Genomic DNA, 22,210 nt, shown 5'->3' on the forward strand with positions numbered 1-22,210 from the left:
TGGTGACGCGACAACAGTGCGGCTTCCTCGAAGCTCATCGGCGTCACCATGGCCATCCGGCGTCGAGTGGAGCCCTCCAGTCCCGAGGCTCTTCGACGAGATTCCCGCTTCGTTCGCAACCTTTCTCTTCCAGCAGTGCATCGGCCGGTGGCGCAGCGCCATGACCATGCAGTCTCCCGCCTCCTCTTCTTCATCTTCCATTCCCGACTCCGCGCTCACCCGCGAGGAGCTGTACGAGCGCATCCGCAAGAGTTCCAAGCAGGAAGTCGTCCTCGAGGAAATGCAGCGCCTGGGCTTCTGGCCGCGCGACGCAGTGCAGCCTACGGTCGAGGAGCAGTTGATCCGCCGAGAGGGCGAGCTGCAGGCGGCGCTCTCGAAGCTCGGCAGCGAACTGCGCGGCATCGAGGACCGCGACCGGGCCCTGAAGATCATGCGCAAGGAGCGCATGGCCCGTGCCCGCGAGCGCCGCGAGGAAACCCGCCAGCGCGCAGCACAGGGCCGCCACGCGCGCGCCGTTGCATGGCACGAGCGGCGCCAGCGCGAGCTGCTCTACGTGGGCGACGGCGTCTCCGGCGGCCTCAACGACGCGCACAGCGACAGCCAGGCGCTGGCCCGCAACGCCCTGCCCGCACTGGACCACGCGAGCGATCTCGCGCAGGCCATGGGCATCGGCCTGGGCGAGCTGCGTTTTCTCGCATGGCATCGGGAGGTGTCGAGCGTGAGCCACTACCAGCGCTTCACCATGCCCAAGAAGAGCGGCGGCGAGCGCCACATCTCCGCGCCCATGCCGCGGCTGAAGCGCGCGCAGTACTGGGTGCTCGACAACATCCTCGCGAAGATGCCGGTGCACGAGGCCGCGCACGGCTTCGTGCCGGGCCGCTCGATCCTCACCAACGCCGCACCGCACGTGGGCCGCGACGTGGTCATCAACCTCGACCTGAAGGACTTCTTCCCCTCCATCGGCATGCGCCGCGTGCGCGGCGTGTTCCGCCAGCTCGGCTACTCGTCGCAGGTGGCGAGCCTGCTGGCACTGGTGTGCACCGAGGCGCCGACCGACGAGGTGCAGCTCGACGGCAACCGCTATTTCGTCGCGCGCGGTGACCGCGTGCTGCCACAGGGCGCGCCCACCAGCCCGATGATCACCAACCTGCTGTGCCGCCGGCTCGACGCCCGTCTGTCGGCGAGTGCGGCGAAGCTGGGCTTTCGCTACACGCGCTACGCCGACGACCTGACGTTCTCGGCAGGCCCCGAGCACAGCCGCGACACGGCCAAGCTGCTGTGGCGCGCGAAGCAGATCGTGGCCAGCGAGGGCCTCACGCTGCACCCCGACAAGCAGCAGGTGATGCGAAAGCACCGCCAGCAGCATGTGACGGGCATCGTCGTCAACGACAAGCTCTCGGTCGACCGCGACACCCTGCGGCGCTTCCGCGCGGTGCTGCACCAGGCCGAGCGCAACGGCCCGCAGGGCCTGCAATGGAACGGCAACAGCGACGTGATCGGCGCGCTGCGCGGCTATGCCAACTTCATCGCGATGACCGATGCGGCGCGCGCCGAGCCTTATCTGCAGCGCGTTCGCGCGCTGGCGGCGAAGCACGAAGGCGGTGCTGCACCGAAGACGCAGGCATCGCAGCGCAGGCTCGGCGCAGGCGAGTTCCGCAAGCAGTCCGCCGCGGGCAAGGCGCCATGGCCGGCGTGGTGGCAGCCGGCGGAAGCGGCCGTCCCGGTGCTGGAGAAGACGGCCGAGCAGATCGCGGAAGAAAAGAAGGCGCAGCGCGAAGCGGCACGCCCGCAACCGGTCACAGCCGGCCCGGCACCAGCGAGCGCGCCCGCCACGGCACAGCCCGCTGCCGCGCCGGCTGCAAAGCAAGCACCGGGCGCCCTCTCTCAGATCGGCTGGGTCGCCAGCATGATGCTGCAGGCCCTGTACGTCGTCAGCGTCTTCCTCTCGGGAACCAGTCCGCTGATCTGGCTGATGACGGGCGGCGTCGCCATCGACAACTTCGTGCAGCGCAAGTCGGGCTGGCTGCGCTTCATCGTGGCGATCTTCATATCGTCGGCGCTGGCCTCCCTGGTCCACAGCATGAAGAACTGAAGGCATGTTCAGGGCCGACGCACCGATCACGCTGCGCCGGCTCTCGCGTGCCGACTTCGCGATGCTGTCGCGCTGGCTCAGTGAGCCGCATGTGGCGCGCTGGTGGAACCACGAGACATCGCAGGAAGCCATCGAGCACGACTTCGGCCCGTCGGTGGATGGAATCGACACGGCCGAGATTTACATCGCCTCCACCGAAGGCCGCGACTTCGGCCTCGTGCAGCGCTACACCTTCGAGGACAACCCCGGCTACATCGACGAACTCTCGCCGCTGGTGGAAGTGCCGGGCCCGGCACTGAGCATCGACTACTTCGTCGGCGAGCCCGATGCGCTGCGACGCGGCCTGGGCGCGGCGATGATCCGCACGCTGGTCGATGCCACATGGCGCGACTACCCCGCTGCACCATGCATCGTGGTGCCGGTGTCGGCCGCCAACGCGGCCTCTTCTCGCGTGCTGGAGCGCGCCGGTTTCCATCGCGTGGCCGAGGGGCCGCTCACGCCCGACAACCCGATCGACGGCACCGCGCATTTCGTCTATCGAATCGATCGGCCCGGCACCACGCAATGAACCGGCGCGTGTGTCAAAACCGCGCGGCACTTCACAGCACGCGGCAAGCCCGCTACATTCACAGCTTCGACAACCACGCAGCAAAGGAGGTACGAGATGGAAAACGCCGTAATTCATGCCCCCCATATCGTGCGGTTTGTCGGGCCTCATCTGAACTGATCGTTCAACAGCAAGCGCCGACCGCCTAGCCGGTCAGCCGTCGCGGCCACCCTCACCGGCCGCAGCGCCCACCGAACCGCCCCGATTCAAACAAGACGCCGCCGCAGGCACGCCAGTGCCTGTGGTGCCCCGTTCATTTGTCGAATCAAGGCAGCAACCATGCTTGAAAACAGTGCCGCGAACGCGCGGCATACCGTGACAACGGTGTTCGATCCCCAGCGCGCGAGCGAAGCCGACTGGGCCAATTTCCTGACCTACTGGCGAGTGCGCGCCACGGAAGACTTTCCCGGCGACCCCATCGCCCCCGATGCCGATACCCGGCACAACGTGCTGCGCTTCAATCCGCTGTACGAGTTCCACCGCGTGCTGGCCGTCGGAGCGCATGGCGAATTCATCGGCAGCCTGAGCGCGAGCTTCCGCCGCGAAGGCACGCCCGAGCACGAGGCCTTCGCGCCCTTCCTCGAAACCTGGGGCGGCGTGCTGCGCCCGCACCGGCGCCAGGGCGTGGCGAGCGCCCTGCTTCGCGCGCTGCTGGAGCTGATGGAAGCGCGCGGCAAGACCGTCGCGACCATCAAGACCCACCTGCCCGAGGGCCACGCATTCCTGCAGGCCGTCGGCGCCACGCAGAAGCACCGCAGCATCGAGAACCGCATGTATCTCGCGGATCTCGACTGGCGCGAGCTCGCACGCTGGCAGGCCGATGGCTTCGCACCCGCTCACGGCCTGCGCGCCGAAGTGCATGCGGGCCGTGTGCCGATGGAGCGCCTGGCGACGCTGATGGCGCCGCTCTCCGTGCTGCTGAGCGATGCGCCCACCACGCTGCTCGATCGCCCTCCGCTGCGCTACGAGCTGGAAGACTTCCCGCACTGGTACGCCGACATGGACCGGCGCGGCGGCGAACACTTCCTGGTGCTGCTGCTCGACGGCGACGAAGTGGTCGCGGTGTGCGAGGCCTCCTGGAACCGGCAATTCCCCGACCGCATGCACCAGCGGCTCACCGCCGTCGACAGGCGATGGCGCGGCAAGGGCCTGGCCAAGGGCGTGAAGGCCGCGATGCTGCAGCTCGTGCACGAGCGCCACCCCGAAGTGACGCTGGCCTACACCCACAACGCCGAAGTCAACGCGCCGATGCTTTCCATCAACCACCGGCTCGGCTACACGGAATACAGGCGCGACGGCTTCTACCAGCTGGGCACCGAAACATTGCGGGCCTATCTCCGCGGCCGGGAGGTGCGCCCATGAAGGTACCCGAACGGCTCCAGGCGCTGGTCGAAGAAGGCCTGATCGACTCCGTGGTGCGCCAGCTCATGAGCGGCAAGGAAGCCATGGTCTACGTCGTGCGCTGCGGCGAGGAAACGCGCTGCGCCAAGGTCTACAAGGAAGCCGACAGGCGCAGCTTCCGCCAGGCCGTGGACTACACCGAGAACCGGCGCGTGAAGAACAGCCGCGAGACGCGCGCCATGGCCAAGGGCACGCGCTTCGGCCGGCGCGTGACCGAGGCCATCTGGCAGAGTGCCGAGGTCGACGCGCTCTACCGCCTGGCCGCTGCCGGCGTGCGCGTGCCCGCGCCGCACAACTTCCTCGAAGGCGTTCTGCTGATGGATCTGGTGACCGACGCCCATGGCGACGCCGCCCCGCGCATCGGCGACGTGGCCTTCCCGCCCCGCGACGCGCTGCGCCACCACGCCAGCCTGCTGAGGGAGGTGGTGCGCATGCTGTGCGCCGGCATCGTTCACGGCGACCTTTCTGAGTTCAACGTGCTGCTGGCCAATGACGGGCCCGTGATCATCGATCTGCCGCAAGCGGTTGATGCGGCAGGCAACAACCACGCGCAGCGCATGCTGCTCCGCGACGTGGCCAACCTGCGCGGCTTCTTCGGCCGCTTCGCTCCCGCGCTGCTGGAGACGAACTACGGCGAGGAGATCTGGCACCTCTACGAGCGAGGCCAGCTGCGCCCCGAGACGGAGCTGACCGGCCGCTTCGCGCAGGAGAGCGGCCCGGTGGACATGCGCGGCCTGATGCGCGAGGTGTACGACGCGCGCGCCGAGGAAGAAGCGGCCCGTCGCTTTCGCATGCGCGCGCCGCGACGACAATAGCCGGCGCGCCGACGATGCCCGTTCCGATGAACTCCTCCACCCTGCAGCCCCTCCCGTTCTCCCCCTCCATCGCCGCCCGGCAGGTCGCGAAGGCCGCCGCCTTCGTGGCCCTGGGCCTCGGCGCCGCGGCATCCCACGGCGCCGGCATCCGCCTGGAGGACGACCGGGGCACCACGGTCGAGCTGCAGGCGCCGGCCAAGCGCATCGTGTCGCTGATGCCCTCGCTGACCGAGACCGTCTGCGCGCTCGACGCCTGCGACCGGCTGGTGGGCATCGACCGCCATGCCAACTGGCCGGCCTCGGTGAAGGGGCTGCCGCAGGTGGGCGGCATCGACGACGCGAACGTCGAACGCATCCTCGCGCTCAAGCCCGACCTGGTGCTGCTGCGCCCTCGCAGCCGCGCCGCCGAGCCGCTGGAGCGGCTGGGCCTGAAGGTGCTGGCGCTCGACGCCAAGACCCACGCCGACATGCGCCGAGTGATGGAAACCGTGGCCCGCGCCACCGGCCGCCCCGGCGCGGGCGAGGCCTACTGGCGCAAGCTCGACGCCGGGCTGGACGCAGCCAGGGCCCGCGTGCCGGCCGGCTGGCAGGGCCGGCGCGTGTATTTCGAGGTGCATGGCGGCATGGCCGCGGCCAGCGAGAGCTCCTTCATCGGCGAGACGCTGGCCCGCCTCGACCTCGGCAATGCCGTGCCGGGCACGCTCGGCCCCTTCCCGAAGATGAGCCCCGAGTTCGTGGTGCGCGCCAACCCCGACGTGCTGATGGTCTCGGCCCTCGGCGAGATCTCCGCCATGGCCTCGCGGCCCGGCTGGTCGGCCATGTCGGCCATCCAGCGCGGGCGGGTGTGCAGCTTCGCCTCGGCGCGCTTCGACCTCATGATGCGCCCCGGCCCCCGTCTCGACGAGGCGGCCGACGCGATCGTGGGCTGCCTGGCGTCTCTGGGCGAGCCCAGGCCCTGAGCAGATGACTGTCATCCGCCCGATCGAAACAGCGTCGACACTCCAGCGGCAAGACAACGCCAACAACAACGCGCCCGACGGCCCCTTCTCCCCTCCATGAAGCACCACAAGCGAACCTCGTCCACTCCCTTCGTCCGGGTCGGCCCCAGCGGCGTGCACGGCCTCGGCGCCTTCGCCACCCGCGACCTGCCGGCCGAAGCTTTTCTCGGCCTCTACGAAGGCCGCCGCTACACCAAGGCCGAGATCGCCACCAAGGTCTGGGACGACCAGCTCACCTACCTGTTCACCCTGTCGAACAACGAAACCATCGACGGAGCCAAGGGCGGCAACGCCACCCGCCACCTGAACCACTCCTGCGAGCCGAACTGCGAGGCAGTGGAGGAATACGACGAGGGCGGCGAACTGGTGCTGAAGTTCCAGACGCTGGTGGCGGTGGACGCGGGCGACGAGCTTTTCATCGACTACTCGCTCACCGCGGACGACGGCTCGCCACCATCGAAGTACCCCTGCCATTGCGGCTCGCCGAACTGCAGGGGGACGATGCTGGCGCCGCCAGAGGAAACGCCGTCCGAAGCGGCATCGGCTGGCGTGCAGCCCGCCTAGGCGCCGTCCGCCGCCAGATAGCGCGCGTCCCAGTTTTCGGCCAGTTGCCTCGCGCGGTGCAGCGGCAAGCGCGCCGCCTCGAAGTCGACCACGCACACCACATCGGCCGACTCGGGCCGCTCGGGGCTTTCGCTGCTGCGGCCATCGGTCAGCAACCACAGCCAGTTCTGCCGGGTTCCGCTTTTGGCGAGCAGCTGATCGGCGCGCCGCACGCCCAATGCCAGCGGCGTGCCGCCGCCGGCCGCGATCGGCGCGATCCAGTCGTCGTTCCAGACGCTGGCACGGCGTGGCGGCAGGCGCAGCTCGACGATCTCGCCGGCGAAGCACAGCAGCGCGACATGGTCGCGGCGCTGGTAGGCCTCCTGCATCAGCGCCAGCAGCAGGCCCTTGGCGCGGGCCAGGTTGCCGTCGTTGCGCATCGAGGCCGAGCAGTCGAGCAGGAAGCAATGGAGCACGCCACTGCGCGCTTCTTGTGGGCGATGGCGCAGATGCCCGGCGCGCAGCCGGTCGGCGCCGCGTGCCGCGAAAGTGCGCGGCCAGTCGAAGGCCGGGCCCTGCTTCGCGGGCCCGTGCCATGCGTCCCTTTGCGGGCCCTGCCTCCGGTCGCCCTGGCGTGCGCCAGCGGGCGGTGCGGCGTGCCGGAGGCTCAGGCTTTTTTTGGGGTTGGCTGCCGCTGGCGCGAGTCGATCAGCGGGCGCAGCGGCTTCACGCGCTCGATGCCGACGGGCTCGGGGGGCATGGCGCCCCAGTCACCGTCGTCCGCGCTGCCTGTGCTGTTCTTTCCGACCGCATCGCTGCTGGCCTTGCCGCCCGCTTCGGGCGGCGCAGTCCGAGGAGCGGGAGCTTCGGCCTCCGGCTTGCGCCGGTGCAGCAGCACGGCCTCGGTCACTCGTTGCACATGGTCCGACGTGACGGCCGCTGCACCTTCCCACGCCGCAAGAGCACGGGCCGAGCGCAGCATCACGAGGTCGGCACGCAGCCCATCGACGGCTGCGGCGATGCACATCGCGCTCACCGCCTCGTGCACCGCATCGGTATACGGCAGCGCCGCCGCGTCGGCCACGAGCGCGCGTGCACGCACCAGCGCCGCCGACAGCTCGTCCTGCGCCTGCGAATGCCTGTCGCGAAAGCCCTGCGGATCGGCATCGAAGGCCAGCCGCGCACGCACGATGGCCTGCCGCTCGGACGGGTCGTCGATGTTGCGCAGCTGGACGCACAGGCCGAAGCGGTCGAGCAGCTGCGGGCGCAGCGTGCCCTCCTCCGGGTTCATGGTGCCCACGAGCACGAAGCGCGCGGCGTGACGGTGCGAGATGCCGTCGCGCTCCACCACGTTGACGCCGCTGGCAGCGGCGTCGAGCAGCGAATCGATGAGCGCGTCGGGCAGCAGGTTGATCTCGTCCACGTAGAGCACGCCGCCGTGCGCGCGCGCGAGCAGGCCGGGCGCGAACTGGAGTTCGTGGCCCGCCATCGCGCGGCCGAGGTCCAGCGTGCCGACCAGGCTCTCGAGGCTCGCGCCCAGCGGCAGCGTGACGAAGGGCGCGTCGGGCAGCAATTCGGCAAGCGCGCGCGCCGCGGTGGTCTTGGCGGTGCCGCGCGGTCCTTCGATCAGCACGCCGCCCAGGCCGGGATCGACGGCGGCCAGCAGCAGCGCCTGGCGCAGGTGCGGCTGCCCCGCGATCGCGGAAAAAGGAAAAGGCGCCGGCATGGCGGCGGCGGTGATCGTCATCGGAGGCTTCCTTCCATCCGCTGCTCGTGGTCGAGCAGCAGGTTCTCGAGCCGGGCGCGGTAGTCGCCGGGCGATTGCCAGAGGCCGCGCTGCATGGCTTCGAGCAGGCGGCTGAGCATGTCGTGCAGCGCGCGCGGGTTGTGTTCATTCACGAAGTCGCGGGTGGCGTCGTCGAGCACGTAGGCGTCGGCCACCATGGCGTACTGGTGGTCGCCGACCACGCGCGCGGTGGCATCGAAGCCGAACAGATAGTCGACCGTCGCGGCCATCTCGAAAGCGCCCTTGTAGCCGTGGCGCTTCACGCCGTCGATCCACTTCGGGTTGACGACGCGCGAGCGCACGACGCGGCCGATTTCTTCCTTCAGCGTGCGCACGCGCGGCGCCTGCGGGTTGCCATGGTCGCCGTGGTACATGGCCGGCTGGCGGCCGCTCAGGTGGCGCACGGCGGCCGCCATGCCGCCCTGGAACTGGTAGTAGTCGTTGGAGTCGAGCAGGTCGTGCTCGCGGCTGTCCTGGTTCTGCATGACGACGGTCATCGCGCGCAGCCGGCGCCTGAGCGCGTCGGCCGCCGGCACGCCGTCGCTGCCCTGTCCGTAGGCATGGGCGCTACCGCCGACGTAGGCCTTCGACAGATCGTCGTCGCTTTGCCAGTCGCCACGGTCGAAGAGCGGCTGCAAGCCGCTGCCGTAGCTGCCCGGCGCCGAGCCGAACACTCGCCAGCCGGCCTGCGTGCGGGCCGCTTCGGGCGCCATGCCCTGCGCCCGCAGCGCGGCGGTCTCGCGCAGGATGCGCGCGCGGATCGGGTTGCGCTCCTCGTCCTCGTCTTCCTGCGCGGCCACGGCCTGCACCGCTGCATCGAACATCTGTACGGCATTGGGAAAGGCGTCGCGGAAGAAGCCCGAGATGCGCAGCGTGACGTCGATGCGCGGACGCCCGAGCCCGACCGTCGGCAGCACCTCGAAATCGACCACGCGCTGGCTGCCCGGCGCCCACCTCGGCCGCACGCCGATCAGCGCGAAGGCCTGCGCCAGGTCGTCGCCGCCGGTGCGCATGGTGGCCGTTCCCCAGACCGACAGGCCCATCGCCACCGGATAGTCGCCATGCTCCTGCATGTGCCGCTCCACCAGCTGCGCGGCCGACTTGAGGCCCAGCATCCAGGCCGTGGGCGTCGGGATAGCACGGGTGTCGACAGCGTAGAAGTTGCGGCCGGTGGGCAGCACGTCGGGGCGGCCCCGCGAAGGAGAACCGCTCGGCCCCGGCGGCACGAAGCGGCCTTGCAGGGCGCGGGACAACTGGCGCAACTCCTGCGCGCCGCAGGCGTCGAGCGCGGGGGCCAGGCGTTGTGCGATGCGGCTCATCACGGCTGTTGTCTTCGGCAACCCGGGCGGGTACTCGCCGGCTTCGAGCAACCGCTGCGCCAGCAGCTCCAGCCGCTCGCGCGTGTCTCCCTGGTGCCGCCATGCCTCGGTGCTCACTGATTGCAGCAGCGCGGGGCGCGCGCCCTGCCAAGGCCGGGCCGCGTCGATGTCGAGCGGGTCGAAGGCGTCGTCCGGCAGAAGGTCTTGCGAAAGCGCGCCGAGCAGCCCGGCATTCGCGCCGACGCCGTCCGCAGCCGGATAGCGCGCCAGCGCCAGCAGCGTGTCGCGCCGCAGCCGACCGCTCGGCGAAGCGCCGAACACGTGCAGTCCGTCGCGGATCTGCGTTTCCTTCAGCTCGCAGAGATAGGCGTCCACGCGCGCGAGCACGGCGTCGTCTTCCTCCGCGCCGGGCATGCCCAGTTCCTCGACCAGATGCTGGGCGCGAACGGCCGCGAGGATCTGCGCGCGCAGCACCTTCGCGCGGCGCGCGTCGACCAGCAGCGCGTCGTAGTACTCGTCGACCTGCCGCTCCAGGTCCTGCATCGGCCCGTGGTTCTCGGCGCGCGTGAGCGGCGGCATGAGGTGGTCGACGATGACCGCCTGCGTGCGCCGCTTGGCCTGCGCGCCCTCGCCCGGGTCGTTGACGATGAACGGGTACACGTTAGGCAACGGCCCGAGGATCGCATCGGGCCAGCAGGACTGCGACAGCGCGATGCTCTTGCCGGGCAGCCATTCGAGGTTGCCGTGCTTGCCCACGTGCACCACCGCGTCGATGGCGAAGGCCTCGCGCAGCCAGAAATAGAAGGCCAGGTAGCTGTGCGGCGGCACCAGCTCGGCGTCGTGGTAGCTCGCGTAGTCGGCGGTGCCCAGGCTGCCGAGCGCACGCGCGGGCTGGATGCCGACGAACACGCGGCCCAGCCGCAGGCCCGCGATCATGAAACGGCCGTTGCGCAGCATCGGGTCTTGTTCGGGGGTGCCCCAGCGTTCGTCGATGGCGGCCGCCATGCCATCGGGCAGCCGGGCCAGGCACGCCCGGTAGTCGGCCAGCGCGAAGCTCTGCCACGCCGGCCGCGAAGCCCACTTCGACGGGTCGTTGGCGATGCCTTCCTGCAGCCTGCGCATCAACGCGTCGCCGTCGGCGGGCATCGCGGGGGGGTCGCCCAGCGCATAGCCTTCGGCCGCCATCGTGTGCAGGATCGCCATCACGGAGGCCGGCGTGTCCAGTCCCACGCCGCTGCCGATGCGGCCTTCGCTGCCGGGATAGTTGGCAAGGATCAGCGCGATGCGCTTCTCTTCCGCGCGCAGGCTGCGCAGCCGGCACCAGCGCCGCGCCAGCTCTGCCACGAAGGCGATGCGGTCGGGCTCGGGCTGGTAGTTCACCACCTCGGTCTGCGTGAGCTCGCAGCGGTGCGACAGGCCCTTGAAGCTCACGGCCCGCGTGACGATGCGGCCGTCCATCTCGGGCAGCGCGATCTGCATCGCGATGTCGCGCGGGCGCAGGCCCTGGCTGTCGGCCAGCCAGTCCTCTCGGTTGCCGCCGCTCACGATGACCTGGAGCACGGGCGCGTCGCCGGCGAGCTCCACGCCCTCGCCCTCGCCCTGGCCGCCCTGCCCCAGCGCCGCGAATGCGGTCGTGTTGAGCACGAGTTGCACGTCGTGCTCCGCGCACAGCTCGCGCAGCGTGGACAGGCACAGCGAGTCTTTGAGCGAATCGAGCGCGACGGGCAGCGGGTTCAAACTTTGCGCGGTCAACGCCGCTGCCAACGCATCGAAGGCGGCCGTATTGCCCGACAGCAGATGCGACCGGTAGAACACCAGCGCCACCACCGGCGCGCCGGCGTGCCAGCGGTTGCGCAGGTCGTCGATGCCGGCCACCGTGTGCGAAGCACCCGCGCCGCCCGGCACATGCAGCGCCACCTGCGGCAGGCTGCGCGGCGGCAGCGGGGCCTCGCCATGGCCCAGGCCGTGGAAGGCCACCGCGCGCAGGAACTGCATCGCGTTGCCCGCCCCGCCGCTGCGCATGTACTGCCAGAGCTGCCGGCTCACGTCGCGCGACAGGGTGCCGCGCACGAGCAGGTCTTCGTCTTCCTGCAGGTCGCCGGAGAACATCGCGAGCTGCTGGCCCTTGCGCCTGGCCAGCTTCTCGAGCTGCTGCAGCCCGTAGGCCCAGGCCGATTCGGCGCCCAGGTGGTCGACCACCACCACGCGCGCATGCTGCAGCACTTCGTCGACATACAGGTCGAGCGATGCCGGCTGGCGCAGGTACATGAGGTTGGCCAGCCGCAGCGACGGATAGCCTGGGTCGGTGGCCGCCAGCGCGGTGCGCGCGGCGGCGAGCAGCGCGAGCGTGGTGTCGGCCGAGCTGAGCACCACGATGTCGCCCGGTGTCTGGTCGAGACGGGTGACGACGCTGTCGTCCTCGACGAAGCGTCCGGGCTGGGTGCTCAGCAGGTGCATGCGCTCGGGGCGTCAGGCGGTGGCGACAGCGCCCGCCTCTTCGAGCGCCTTGCGCAGTGCGCCTTCGTCCAGGTCTTCGCCGATGAACACCAGCCGCGTGCGCTGCGCCTCGCCGTCGCGCCAGCGGCGGTCGAAGTGGTGGTCGAAGCGCCGCCCCACGCCCTGCACCAGCAGGCGCATCGGCTTGCCCGGCACGGCGACGAAGCCCTTCACGCGGTAGATGGTGTGCTGCTCGACCAGCCTGCCGAGCACGGCGAGCAGGCTGTCGCGCTCGACGGGCGGCAGCTCGATCACGAGCGAGTCGAACTCGTCGTGGTCGTGGTCTTCCTCGTGGTCGTGGTGGCTCTCGCGCAGATGGATGGTGGCCTCGGCCGCGCGGCCCTGGCCCAGCAGCAGCGCGAGCGGCAGCCGGCCTTCGCTGGCGGCGACGATCTTCACCTCGGGCGGAAGCTCTTCGCGCACCATCGCCTCGACCTTGGCGCGCGCCGCGTCGTCCATCAGGTCGGTCTTGTTGAGCACCACGAGGTCGGCGGCCGAGAGCTGGTCTTCGAACAGTTCGTGCAGCGGCGATTCGTGGTCGAGGTTGGGATCGGCGCGGCGGGCTTCGTCGACGGCCTGCGGGTTCTCGGCGAACTGGCCCGAGGCGGCGGCCGGGCCGTCGACCACGGTGACGACCGAATCCACGGTGAAGATGTTGGCGATATCCGGCCACTGGAAGGCCTGCACCAGCGGCTTGGGCAGCGCGAGGCCCGAGGTTTCGATGAGCACCGCGTCGAGCTCGCCGCGCCGCTCGGCCAGCTGCAGCATCACCGGCAGGAACTCCTCCTGCACCGTGCAGCAGACGCAGCCGTTGGCCAGCTCGTAGAGCGCGCCCTCGCGCTCGTTGCCTTCGTCGTCGCAGCCGATGCCGCAGCCGCGCAGGATTTCGCCGTCGATGCCCAACTCGCCGAACTCGTTGACGATCACCGCGATGCGGCGGCCTTCGGCGTTGCTGAGGATGTGGCGCAGCAGCGTGGTCTTGCCGCTGCCGAGGAAGCCCGTGACGATGGTGACGGGAATCTTGGCGTTGCTTGCTTGTGTCATGGGAGAAGGTCTTTCGGGCGCCGCCGGCGATGGCGGCGGCGCGATGGGTGGGCGGCACACAGGCGCCCGGGCAGGCACCGCGGCGCCCGCGGGGAAAGGAAGCGCGCGAGAAGCGCGGATCAGGCGCCGCCGTACAGGCGACGCTCGACGAGGGCGGTGCCCTGCAGCCGGCGCCATGCCTTGGCAGCAGCCAGCACGCCCAGGTCGACCAGCGGCTCGACCAGCACGACGGTCATGTAGGCAGCGCCGAAGCTGGCGATCTGGCTCATGTTCTCGATGCCGGTGCCGCGTCCGTACAGCGCCCAGAAGCCGACCCACACCACGATGCCGCCCTGGTACGCCACCGAGAGCTTGAAAGCCTCGCGGTAGCCGATGTCCACATAGGCCAGGTTCTCGGGAATGATGCGGCGCGCCAGCGCAGAAGTGGCGAACAGCGGCACCAGCAGCGTGGTGACGTTCATGCCGTACTGCGGAATGTCCTGCGGCTCGAAGAAGAGGCCCTGGATCAGCAGGCCGCCAGCCAGCCCGATGGCGGCGGGCGCGAGCCCGAACACCAGCAGCAGCGTGGTGCCCAGGATCAGGTGCACCTCCGACACGCCCACCGGGTGGTGCGGGAACACCTCGAAGAAGCAGAACACCAGCGCCACGGCGATGGCAGAGCGCAGCACCAGTGCGGCGGGCCCGTCCTTCATGAGCGTCTGGAACGCGACCTTGCCGGTGTAGGCAAGCGCGGCGGCTGCCGTCGCGTAGCTGAGGAATATCTTGGATCCGTCGACTAGACCTGGTTCGATGTGCATCGAGCACCTCCTGAAATGCACCGCAGTGCGAAAGTTGATTGTTGGTGGATGGGCTGGCTCACGCAAGCCCCGTTCATGAACGCCGCAGCGCATGCCGCGCGCCCGGTACGGCCGCCGGCTTCGGCTTTCGCCGCAGCCGGCGCCAGCCGATCACGGCGCCGCTGGCCGAAGCCACCGCGCCGACGATGGAAAGCAGCCACATCACGAGATCCCAGGCCGGCCGGTGCTGGATAAGCCAGGGAAAGTCGAGGCTGTGCGCCGCGTTGAAGAGCCAGCGGCGCAGGCGCGAGTTGCCGTCGTTGCTGCCGGCCACCTGGCCGCTGGCCGGGTCGATGTAGATCCAGCTGCGCGCCGGGTCGTCGAACTGCAGGCGCCACACGGGCACGATGCGCTCGCGGTGGTGGCCGTACCAGTGGAAGTCTTCTCGGGTCTGCAGCACGGCTTCGGTGATGTTCGAGCCGGGGCGCAGGCGGGCGGCGGCGCGCAGGATGTCTTCCTTCGCGATGGAGGCCGGCGCGCCGGTGGCGGCATCGACCACCCGCACGCGTGCCTTCGCATCGCGCAGCTGCAGCAGCGGCTTGCCGTCGAACCACAGCAGCTGGGCCTCGCGCGGCGCGTCGGCGCCCTCGCCTGCCGGCAGCGTTGCAGGCGGCCAAAGGAACGGCGAAGTACCGGCTCCCGTGTAGCTCGCCATCGCCGCCGTGTCGTCGGCGCCGCGCTGGAACCAGCCGTTGGGGTTCATCGACAGCCAGCCGCTCACGATCCATGTCAACACGAAGAAGCCGCCGACCAGCCCCGCGACGTGGTGCCAGGCCATCCAGCCCGTGTAGGGCGTGACCGCGCCGTTGCGAAAGCGCCGCCGCAGGCGCACCCGCAGGATGCCGATGACGAGGCCCGTCACTGCCGAGACGATGCAGGCGGCCGACAGCCACACCACCACGTCGTGCCACAAGGGCGGATCGGCACGCAGCGGCGTGAAGTAGATCCAGTGCGGCACCGAGCCCAGCCAGTTCCAGAAGCGCTCGGAGCGCGTCGTGTCGCGCACCACCTCGCCATTGACCCGCGAGACGTAGAGCTCGGCGCCTGCGGCGTCGCCGACCTCGATGCGGTGCAGCGGACGCAGCGGGTTCAGGCCCTGCGGCACGGTCCACTGGTCGCGCTCCAGCGTCTCGGCCCAGCGGGCGCCGGCATGGCCTGAGAAGTCGCGCGCGATGGCCTCGGCCTGCGCGGCATCGACCGGGCCGGGCACGCGGCCGTCGCGCGCCGAGACGGTATGCCGGCCGCCGCGCGCATCGACGATGCGCCAGACGGGACCGGCGCCGGTTCCGCCCTGCATCTCCAGCACTATGCGGCGCGGCGGCTGGGCGCGGGCCTCCGTCGGCAGCGCTTCGAGCGCGGCCGACGGCGACACAGCCGCCTGCCCGAAGCGCAGCGGCGAGAGGCCCGCGAGGCGCTCCTCGTCCGTGAGGTTCGGATACCCCACGTACATCATCACCACGCCCGAGACGAACCACATGACGAACAGCAGGCAGCCGCCGATGCCCAGCCACCGGTGCGTCCAGTAGAGCCAGTGGCGGATGCGCGGCCAGGGGCGGCGCCATGCGGAGGTCATGCGTTCGTCCGGCCCGCGTTCGTCAGAAGTTGACCAGCGCCGACAGCTCGAAGGAGCGCGGGCGCCCCAGCAGCCACTGGTTGCCGCCGTTCGAGAACGACACCGGATAGCGCCGGTCGGCCAGGTTGTAGGCACGCAGCGCGAGCTTGAGCGACGGGTTCGCCTGCCAGCTCACGCCCGCGTCGGCCACGGTGTAGGAGCCGATCTTTCGCGAATTGGCCGCGTCGACCTGGCGCGGGCCTACGTAGCGCACACCGACATCGGCTTCCCACTGCGGCAGGAAGCGCCAGGTGAGCCAGAGGTTGGCGGCCTCCTCGGGCACGCCGGTGGGCGTGTTGCCCGCGCGAGAGACCAGCTTGCCGCTGACCACTTCGTTGAAGTCGTCGTAGCGCGCGCGCAGCTTGGCGACATTGGCCTCCAGCCGCAGCGTGGAGGTCAGCGCCAGGTCGAGCGTGGCCTCGATGCCTTCGGAAGACTGCTTGCCGACCTGCTGGGTGACAGTGGGGTCGATGGCGTCGCGCGAGAGCAGCTTGTTCTTCTCGATGCGGTAGGCCGCCACCGTCCAGGCGCCGCGGTTGTCCGCGAGCTGGCGCTTGTAGCCGACCTCGACCTGCCTGCCGGTGCTGAGGTCGAAGGCTGCCTGCGAGGCCGAGGTGGTCACCAGCGAGCCCAGCGGATCGGCCGCGCGCGCAACCTGCGCGTAGAACGACTGAGAGGCGTCGGGCGCGTAGACCACGCCGAGGCGGCCGGTGGCGTACTCGAAGGTCTTGCCGAAGTTGTTGGCGGCGTTCTGCAAGTCGGTGCGCGCGATCTTCGCGTGATCCCAGCGCAGGCTGCCCACCAGCGACCACTGCCGGTTGAAGGCCAGCTTGTCCTCGGCGAAGAAGGCGTAGGTGCTGGTCCTGGTCTTGTAGCGCGGCGTGTAGGCCACCGGCGAGGCGTAGTAGCCGAGACTGAAGACGAAAGGGTCGACCACCGAACGGCCGCCGTAGGGCGAGTCGTTGATGTGCGTGAAGTCGATGCGGTTCACGTCGAAGCCCACCAGCACCTGGTTGGCGAGGCCGAATAGGCCATGCCTGAAGGTGGCGTCGGTGCGGTTGCCGATCTGCTCCTGGTCGTGGCCGATCTCCAGGTAGTCGCCGCGCGTCAGGCGCCGGGTGGTGGCGCTGTAGGTGTAGGTTTCGCTGTTGCGCCAGTGGCGCTTGCTCTCCAGCCGGTAGAGCTGGTTGCGCACCGTCACGGCGTCGCTGGGCGTCCACTGGGCGTCGAGGCGGGTCCACTTGTCGCGGTACTTGATCTCGGCGTCGTCCACGTTGTAGTTCTGGCGCAGGGTCTGGCTGCCGAGGCGGCCGTCGATCAGCGGCACGCCGTAGTAGCGCTGCGGCGACTGGCGGCCCTCGTCGTGCGAGAGCGTGAACTGCAGCTGCGGCGACACGTCCAGCCGCACGGCGGCGCTCACGGCCAAGCTCTCGGCCTCGCCGCGCCGCATGAAGCCGTCGGTGTTGCGCTGGCTGATGTCTAAGCGGTAGGAGAGCCTGTCGTTGATCGCGCCGCCGCTGCCGAAGGCCACCTGCCGCGTGGCGTCGGAGCCGAGCGTGACCAGCGCTTCATTGCGGATCGGCCCGCGCGCGGGCTTCTTCGGCACCACGTTGATCGCCCCGCCGATGGCGCCCTCGCCGTACATCACCGAGGCTGCGCCGCGCAGCACCTCGATGCGGTCGGCCGACCAGGCGTCGAAGGGAAAGGTGACGGTGCCGGCGCCCGCGTACAGGCGCGTGCCGTCGAAGAGCTGCATCACCGAGCCATGGCCCAGGAAGCCGCGCGCTCCCAGCGCGGTACCGCCATTGCCGGGGCCGGGCGAGCCGGTGATGCCGGTGGCGCGGGTGACGGCGTCGATCACCGAGACGTCGCCACGCGCACGGATGGTGTCGCCCGTCAGCACCTCGACGCTGGCCGGCGTCTCCAGCGGCGTGAGGCCGAGGCGGCTGCCGGTCTGCGTGGGCTCGTCGATGGCCAGCGGCGTGTGCCGCTCGGCGTCCACCTGGATGGGCTTGAGCGTCTGGCCGTCGGGCGTCTGCGCGAAGACCGCCGCACAGGGGCCCACGGCGAGCCCCCAACCCAGTGAAAGACTCGAAAGACCTGAAAACCGCGCCCAGCGTCGCAGCCGTTGTGGCGACGCTCTCCTGCGATCGCTCCCTCGCGACGCATGACCCATGAAACCTCTCCTCCAGCCTGCGTCCCCGCATGCTCCTGACCGTTGAAGGACGTGGCGGAAGAGGCGAAAGGGCTGCGGCGGCCCGCGGCGGGCGCGGTAGGCGGCTGGCCCGGACACGCACTCCCGCAGCGTCCGAAGGCGGTTGCGAAGGCCGGTATCCGGGCTTGCGGAGTGCCACTGCGTGCTGTTGGATGCACGCAGTGGCAGAAGCCCTCGCCTTCCCACGCCCAAGCGCAGTGGCTGCCCGTGCCAATCGAGGAGGCACGAGCCCGAGGGGTTCCAGATCCGCTGACCGTTGCGGGGGCAGCGCAGGAATCGGCGCGTCCATCGATCTCCAGAGAGAACGACGGCGCGGCTCACCTGCTTCCCGTTTAACCCCGTCGCCGTCGATCAGATGGATGGCGTGCGGGGCACCTTCGAACCGTGTGGTCCGGAACGGCGAGTAACCAATGAAAACTGCCGAACCGGAACGGCGGGATTATAGGTAGCGCCCTTCGGGGCCGGCCCCGAAGCCGGCCGCCAGGCTCAGGAGGCCGGCTTGCCATCGGGCCCGAACAGCCGCCGCATCATGGCCACGCCCGCCACCAGCGCGTTCGAATAGGTGGCGTAGGGCTCGTGGGCAGCCTCCAGGGGCACGTAGACATGGGTGGTGTCGCCGGGAGAGCCCTCCACGGCCTCCATCAGCACCCAGTAGAACTCCCCCTCCTCCAGCTCATGGACGGTGAGTGCGATGTTTCTGGGAGAAGGCATGGAGCGAGGATGGCGTTGCTTGCTGACTGCTGAATGAATTGAACAGGCCAGGAAGGCGGGCGGTTGACAGAGCTTTCGGGGTTCTCCTACAGAGGCCCCTGCGGGTGCGACCTAATGTTGTATCCAGGGACTTCCACAAGAACCAGGAGGCAGCATGAAGCACTTCACCCTTGAACCCCGCATGCGCTCGAGCATCGGTGGCGCCTTCTACCCCACCGGCTACTCGATGGTGATGTTCCCGAGCGCGGAAGATGCCGACCGCATCGGCCACCGGCTGATTGAAAAGGGCGTCAGCGGCGACGAGGTCTACCTGCTCCCCGCCGAGACCGTGCTCAGCGAGATCGTGCCCACGGTGAGGATCGCCGACGATCCGCTGCCGTCCGCCGGCACCGACGCGGCAACCGTGCGCGCCTACGCCAAGCTGGCGCGCGAGGGCCACACCGGGCTGCTCGTCAGGACCAAGGACGGCGCGGCGGCCGAGCAGATGATGGAGCTGGTGCGCACCGTGCCCTACTCCATCGCCCAGCGCTACCGCACGCTGGTGATAGAAGACCTCTGAACCGGGCCGGCCTGACCGGACTTCAGGCCGGCACCGCCATCGACACCGCGCGCTGGACCACGTCGCGGGCCATGGCCTGGGCCAGTTCGTGCTCGCCGAGGAACACGGTGGCGGAGGTTTCCTGCGTGAGCAGCCGGGCCTCCTGCTCGTTGTGGCTGCGGATCACCGTCTGGATCGCCGGATTGAGCGTGTGCGCGGTTTCCATCATCTGCCGCACGTTCATGGCGTCGGGCGTGGCCACCACCAGCACGCGGGCGCGCGCGATGTGCGCCTGGATCAGCACCGCCGGGTCGGCCGCATCGCCCCACACGGCCGGCGTGCCGGCCTCGCGCAGCTTCTCGACCAGTTCGCGGTTCTGCTCGGCCACCACGTAGGGAATGTCGTTGGCGTCGAGTTCGGCCGCGATGCGGCGCCCGACGCGCCCGTAACCCACCAGCACCACCTGTCGCGAGAGGTACCTGGCCTCGGTGGTCATGGGCAGCTCGGCCAGCGGGTCTTCACGCATCTCCAGCCCGCGCGCGAAGGAGGAATGGGCATGCAGCCATTTCTGCATCGGCGCGATCAGGCTGAACCACAGCGGATTGGTGGCGATGGAAATCAGCGCACCGGCAAGCACCAGGCTCTGCCCCTCCACCGGCAGCAGCCCCAGCGACACGCCCAGCCCGGCCAGGATGAACGAGAACTCGCCGATCTGCGCCAGGCTCGCGCTCACCGTGAGCGCCGTGCCCAGCGGGTAGCGGAACACCAGCACCAGCGCGCAGGCCGCCAGCGACTTGCCCAGCACGATCACCAGCACTACCGCCAGCACCTGCAGCGGCCGGTCGAGCAGCACCGAGGGGTCGAACAGCATGCCGACCGACACGAAGAACAGCACCGCGAAGGCGTCGCGCAGCGGCAGCGACTCCTGCGCCGCCCGGTGCGCGAACTGCGACTCGCGCATCACCATGCCGGCGAAGAAGGCGCCCAGCGCGAAGGACACGCCGAAGAGCGCCGCGGACGCGTAGGCGATGCTCACGGCCGCCGCCACCACGCACAGCGTGAACAGCTCGCGCGAGCCGGTGCGCGTGACCTGCCAGAGGATCCACGGGAACACCCGCCGCCCCACCACCAGCATCAGCGCGACGAAGCCGCCGACCTGCAGCAGCGTGAGGCCCAGGGTCTGCCACAGCGGGTCGGCGGTGCCTGCGCCACCCGCCGCGCCCCGGTCGCCCAGCGTGCCCGCCAGCGGCGGAAGCAGCACCAGCACCAGAACCATGGCGAGGTCTTCCACCACCAGCCAGCCGACCGCGATGCGGCCGGTGAATGAATCGAGGATGCCCAGGCTCTCGAGCGCGCGAAGCAGCACGACCGTGCTCGCCACCGACAGCGCCAGCCCGAACACCAGCGCCGCGCCAGGGCTCCAGCCCCACCACATGGCCAGCCCGCCGCCAAGGAGCGTGGCCACCACGATCTGCGCGAGCGCGCCTGGCAGTGCGATCTTGCGCACCGCCAGCAGGTCGTCGAGAGAGAAATGAAGGCCCACGCCGAACATCAGCAGCATCACGCCGATCTCGGCGAGCTGGGCCGCGATGCCCGCATCGGCCACGAAGCCAGGTGTGAAGGGCCCGATGATCACGCCCGCGAGCAGGTAGCCCACCAGCGCCGGCAAACGCAGCCTGGCCGCCAGGAAGCCGAGGATGAGCGCCAGCCCCAGGCCGGCGGCGATCGTGTTGATGAGGGAGACGCTGTGGGGCATCGCTGCATTTTGCAGGAACGATGCCCGGCCTTTTGTTTCAGGAGGCCATCCCGGCCGGCAATCTCAGCCGGCCATCTTGCTCGCCCGGGCCGCGTCCAGCGCCTCGGGCTCCTGCGCTTCCACCCAGCTCTCGTTGTTGAGTCCGGCCTGCAGCCGGTTCTCGTCGAGCTCGTTGGTCCACTTGGCGACCACGATGGTGGCGACGCCGTTGCCGATCAGGTTGGTCAGCGCGCGGGCTTCCGACATGAATCGGTCGATGCCCAGGATGAGCGCCAGCCCCGCCACCGGCACATGGCCCACCGCCGACAGCGTGGCCGCCAGCACGATGAAGCCGCTGCCCGTGACGCCCGCCGCCCCCTTCGAGGTCAGCAGCAGCACGGCGAGCAGCGTGATCTCCTGCGTGAGCGTCATCGGCGTGTTGGTCGCCTGCGCGATGAACACCGCCGCCATCGTCAGGTAGATGGAAGTGCCGTCGAGGTTGAACGAATAACCGGTCGGGATCACGAGGCCCACGCAGGTCTTGTTGGCGCCCAGGTTCTCCATCTTCTCCATCATGCGCGGCAGCACCGATTCGCTGGACGAGGTGCCCAGCACGATCAGCAGCTCTTCCTTGATGTACTTGATGAACTTCCAGATGCTGAAGCCGTGGAATCGCGCAATGAGCCCCAGCACCACGAAGATGAACAGCAGGCAGGTCAGGTAGAAGGTGCCCATCAGCTTGCCCAGCGAGAACAGGCTGCCCAGCCCGTACTTGCCGATGGTGAAGGCCATCGCGCCGAAGGCGCCGATGGGCGCCAGCTTCATGATGTAGTTGACGATGCCGAAGAGCACGTGCGAGCCCTTCTCGATCACGTCGAACACCAGCGTGCCGCGCCCCCCGAAACGGTGCAGCGCGAAGCCGAACAGCACAGCGATGAGCAGCACCTGCAGGATCTCGCCCTTCGCGAAGGCATCCACGATGGTGTTCGGGATGATGTTCATGATGAAGTCGACCGTGCCGGTCATCTTGCCCGGGCCGGTGTAGGCCGCGATGCCCTTGGTGTCGAGCGTGCTCGGGTCGATGTTCATGCCCCCGCCGGGCTTGAGCACGTTCACCAGCACCAGGCCCACGATGAGCGCGATGGTGCTCACCACCTCGAAGTACAGCAGCGCCAGGCCGCCGGTCTTGCCGACCTTCTTCATGTCCTCCATGCCGGCGATGCCCACCACCACCGTGCAGAAGATGATCGGCGCGATGATCATCTTGATCAGCTTGATGAAGCCGTCGCCCAGCGGCTTCATCGCCTCGCCGGCCGCGGGATAGAAGTGGCCGAGCAGCACGCCGATGATCACGGCGGTGATCACCTGAACGTACAGGGAGCGGTAGAGCGGGAGCTTTCTGGCGGGAGTGCTTGTTGTGCTTTCCATGTTTGCCTCCGGAGGGTTGAAAACTGTAGGACGC

General features: G+C 69.5%; 17 protein-coding genes and 1 riboswitch. Of the genes, 7 read left to right on the forward strand and 10 right to left on the reverse strand.

The window, feature by feature from the left end; genetic code table 11:
- The first annotated feature begins 160 nt into the window (after positions 1 to 160).
- The 6 genes from ACAM57_RS19235 to ACAM57_RS19260 all read left to right on the forward strand — a co-directional run bounded on the left by ACAM57_RS19235 (position 161) and on the right by ACAM57_RS19260 (position 6,477).
- Positions 161 to 2,092 carry a reverse transcriptase family protein gene (locus tag ACAM57_RS19235; RefSeq protein ID WP_369658529.1) on the forward strand — a complete coding sequence of 644 codons (1,932 nt, stop codon included), beginning with the start codon at positions 161 to 163 and terminating at the stop codon, positions 2,090 to 2,092.
- Between the two features lie 4 nt (positions 2,093 to 2,096).
- Complete coding sequence (locus tag ACAM57_RS19240) at positions 2,097 to 2,660, forward strand: GNAT family N-acetyltransferase (protein ID WP_369658530.1); 564 nt, start codon at positions 2,097 to 2,099, stop codon at positions 2,658 to 2,660.
- A 318-nt stretch (positions 2,661 to 2,978) separates the two neighbouring features.
- On the forward strand, positions 2,979 to 4,061 hold the full coding sequence (locus ACAM57_RS19245; protein ID WP_369658531.1) for a GNAT family N-acetyltransferase: 1,083 nt from the start codon (positions 2,979 to 2,981) through the stop codon (positions 4,059 to 4,061).
- Positions 4,058 to 4,915 (forward strand): PA4780 family RIO1-like protein kinase, encoded by an 858-nt coding sequence (locus ACAM57_RS19250; protein WP_369658532.1) that lies wholly within the window; start codon positions 4,058 to 4,060, stop codon positions 4,913 to 4,915. The genes ACAM57_RS19245 and ACAM57_RS19250 overlap by 4 nt, the downstream gene beginning before the upstream one ends.
- 26 nt (positions 4,916 to 4,941) lie before the next feature.
- Positions 4,942 to 5,874, forward strand: a complete 933-nt coding sequence (locus tag ACAM57_RS19255) for an ABC transporter substrate-binding protein (protein WP_369658533.1) — start codon at positions 4,942 to 4,944, stop codon at positions 5,872 to 5,874.
- Between the two features lie 96 nt (positions 5,875 to 5,970).
- Positions 5,971 to 6,477: an SET domain-containing protein gene (locus ACAM57_RS19260; protein ID WP_369658534.1), complete on the forward strand. Its 507-nt coding sequence runs from the start codon at positions 5,971 to 5,973 to the stop codon at positions 6,475 to 6,477.
- On the opposite strand, the gene ACAM57_RS19265 is transcribed toward ACAM57_RS19260, so the two are convergent.
- From ACAM57_RS19265 to ACAM57_RS19300, 8 genes are all read right to left on the reverse strand, one after another.
- Positions 6,474 to 6,932, reverse strand: coding sequence for a VWA domain-containing protein (locus tag ACAM57_RS19265; protein WP_369658535.1), 459 nt, complete (start codon positions 6,930 to 6,932; stop codon positions 6,474 to 6,476). The two genes, ACAM57_RS19260 and ACAM57_RS19265, sit on opposite strands and share 4 nt — an antisense overlap.
- A 191-nt stretch (positions 6,933 to 7,123) precedes the next feature.
- Positions 7,124 to 8,203 (reverse strand): ATP-binding protein, encoded by a 1,080-nt coding sequence (locus ACAM57_RS19270; RefSeq protein WP_369658536.1) that lies wholly within the window; start codon positions 8,201 to 8,203, stop codon positions 7,124 to 7,126.
- Complete coding sequence (gene cobN / locus ACAM57_RS19275; RefSeq protein WP_369658537.1) at positions 8,200 to 12,018, reverse strand: cobaltochelatase subunit CobN; 3,819 nt, start codon at positions 12,016 to 12,018, stop codon at positions 8,200 to 8,202. The genes ACAM57_RS19270 and cobN overlap by 4 nt, the downstream gene beginning before the upstream one ends.
- A 12-nt stretch (positions 12,019 to 12,030) precedes the next feature.
- Entirely contained in the window at positions 12,031 to 13,101 is a 1,071-nt protein-coding gene (gene cobW, locus ACAM57_RS19280) for a cobalamin biosynthesis protein CobW (RefSeq protein ID WP_369658538.1), read from the reverse strand.
- Between the two features lie 119 nt (positions 13,102 to 13,220).
- Complete coding sequence (locus tag ACAM57_RS19285; RefSeq protein ID WP_369658539.1) at positions 13,221 to 13,898, reverse strand: energy-coupling factor ABC transporter permease; 678 nt, start codon at positions 13,896 to 13,898, stop codon at positions 13,221 to 13,223.
- Between the two features lie 73 nt (positions 13,899 to 13,971).
- On the reverse strand, positions 13,972 to 15,510 hold the full coding sequence (locus ACAM57_RS19290; protein WP_369658540.1) for a PepSY domain-containing protein: 1,539 nt from the start codon (positions 15,508 to 15,510) through the stop codon (positions 13,972 to 13,974).
- 22 nt (positions 15,511 to 15,532) lie between these two features.
- Positions 15,533 to 17,614, reverse strand: a complete 2,082-nt coding sequence (locus ACAM57_RS19295; protein WP_369658541.1) for a TonB-dependent receptor — start codon at positions 17,612 to 17,614, stop codon at positions 15,533 to 15,535.
- A gap of 242 nt (positions 17,615 to 17,856) precedes the next feature.
- A riboswitch (cobalamin riboswitch) is annotated at positions 17,857 to 18,158 on the reverse strand.
- Positions 18,159 to 18,250: 92 nt separating this feature from the next.
- A complete protein-coding gene (locus tag ACAM57_RS19300) occupies positions 18,251 to 18,475 on the reverse strand; it encodes a hypothetical protein (RefSeq protein WP_126018574.1) in 225 nt (74 codons plus the stop codon).
- A 154-nt stretch (positions 18,476 to 18,629) separates the two neighbouring features.
- Between ACAM57_RS19300 and ACAM57_RS19305 the strand changes: the two genes are divergently transcribed.
- On the forward strand, positions 18,630 to 19,034 hold the full coding sequence (locus ACAM57_RS19305; RefSeq protein ID WP_126018572.1) for a hypothetical protein: 405 nt from the start codon (positions 18,630 to 18,632) through the stop codon (positions 19,032 to 19,034).
- 22 nt (positions 19,035 to 19,056) lie between these two features.
- Here the strand turns inward: ACAM57_RS19305 and ybaL are convergent, their stop codons facing one another.
- Entirely contained in the window at positions 19,057 to 20,769 is a 1,713-nt protein-coding gene (gene ybaL, locus ACAM57_RS19310; protein WP_126018570.1) for a YbaL family putative K(+) efflux transporter, read from the reverse strand.
- Positions 20,770 to 20,832: 63 nt separating this feature from the next.
- Positions 20,833 to 22,176, reverse strand: coding sequence for a dicarboxylate/amino acid:cation symporter (locus tag ACAM57_RS19315; protein ID WP_369658542.1), 1,344 nt, complete (start codon positions 22,174 to 22,176; stop codon positions 20,833 to 20,835).
- Positions 22,177 to 22,210: the final 34 nt, after the last annotated feature.

Source organism: Variovorax sp. V15 (assembly GCF_041154425.1).
GTDB classification, from domain to species: Bacteria; Pseudomonadota; Gammaproteobacteria; order Burkholderiales; family Burkholderiaceae_C; genus Variovorax; species Variovorax guangxiensis.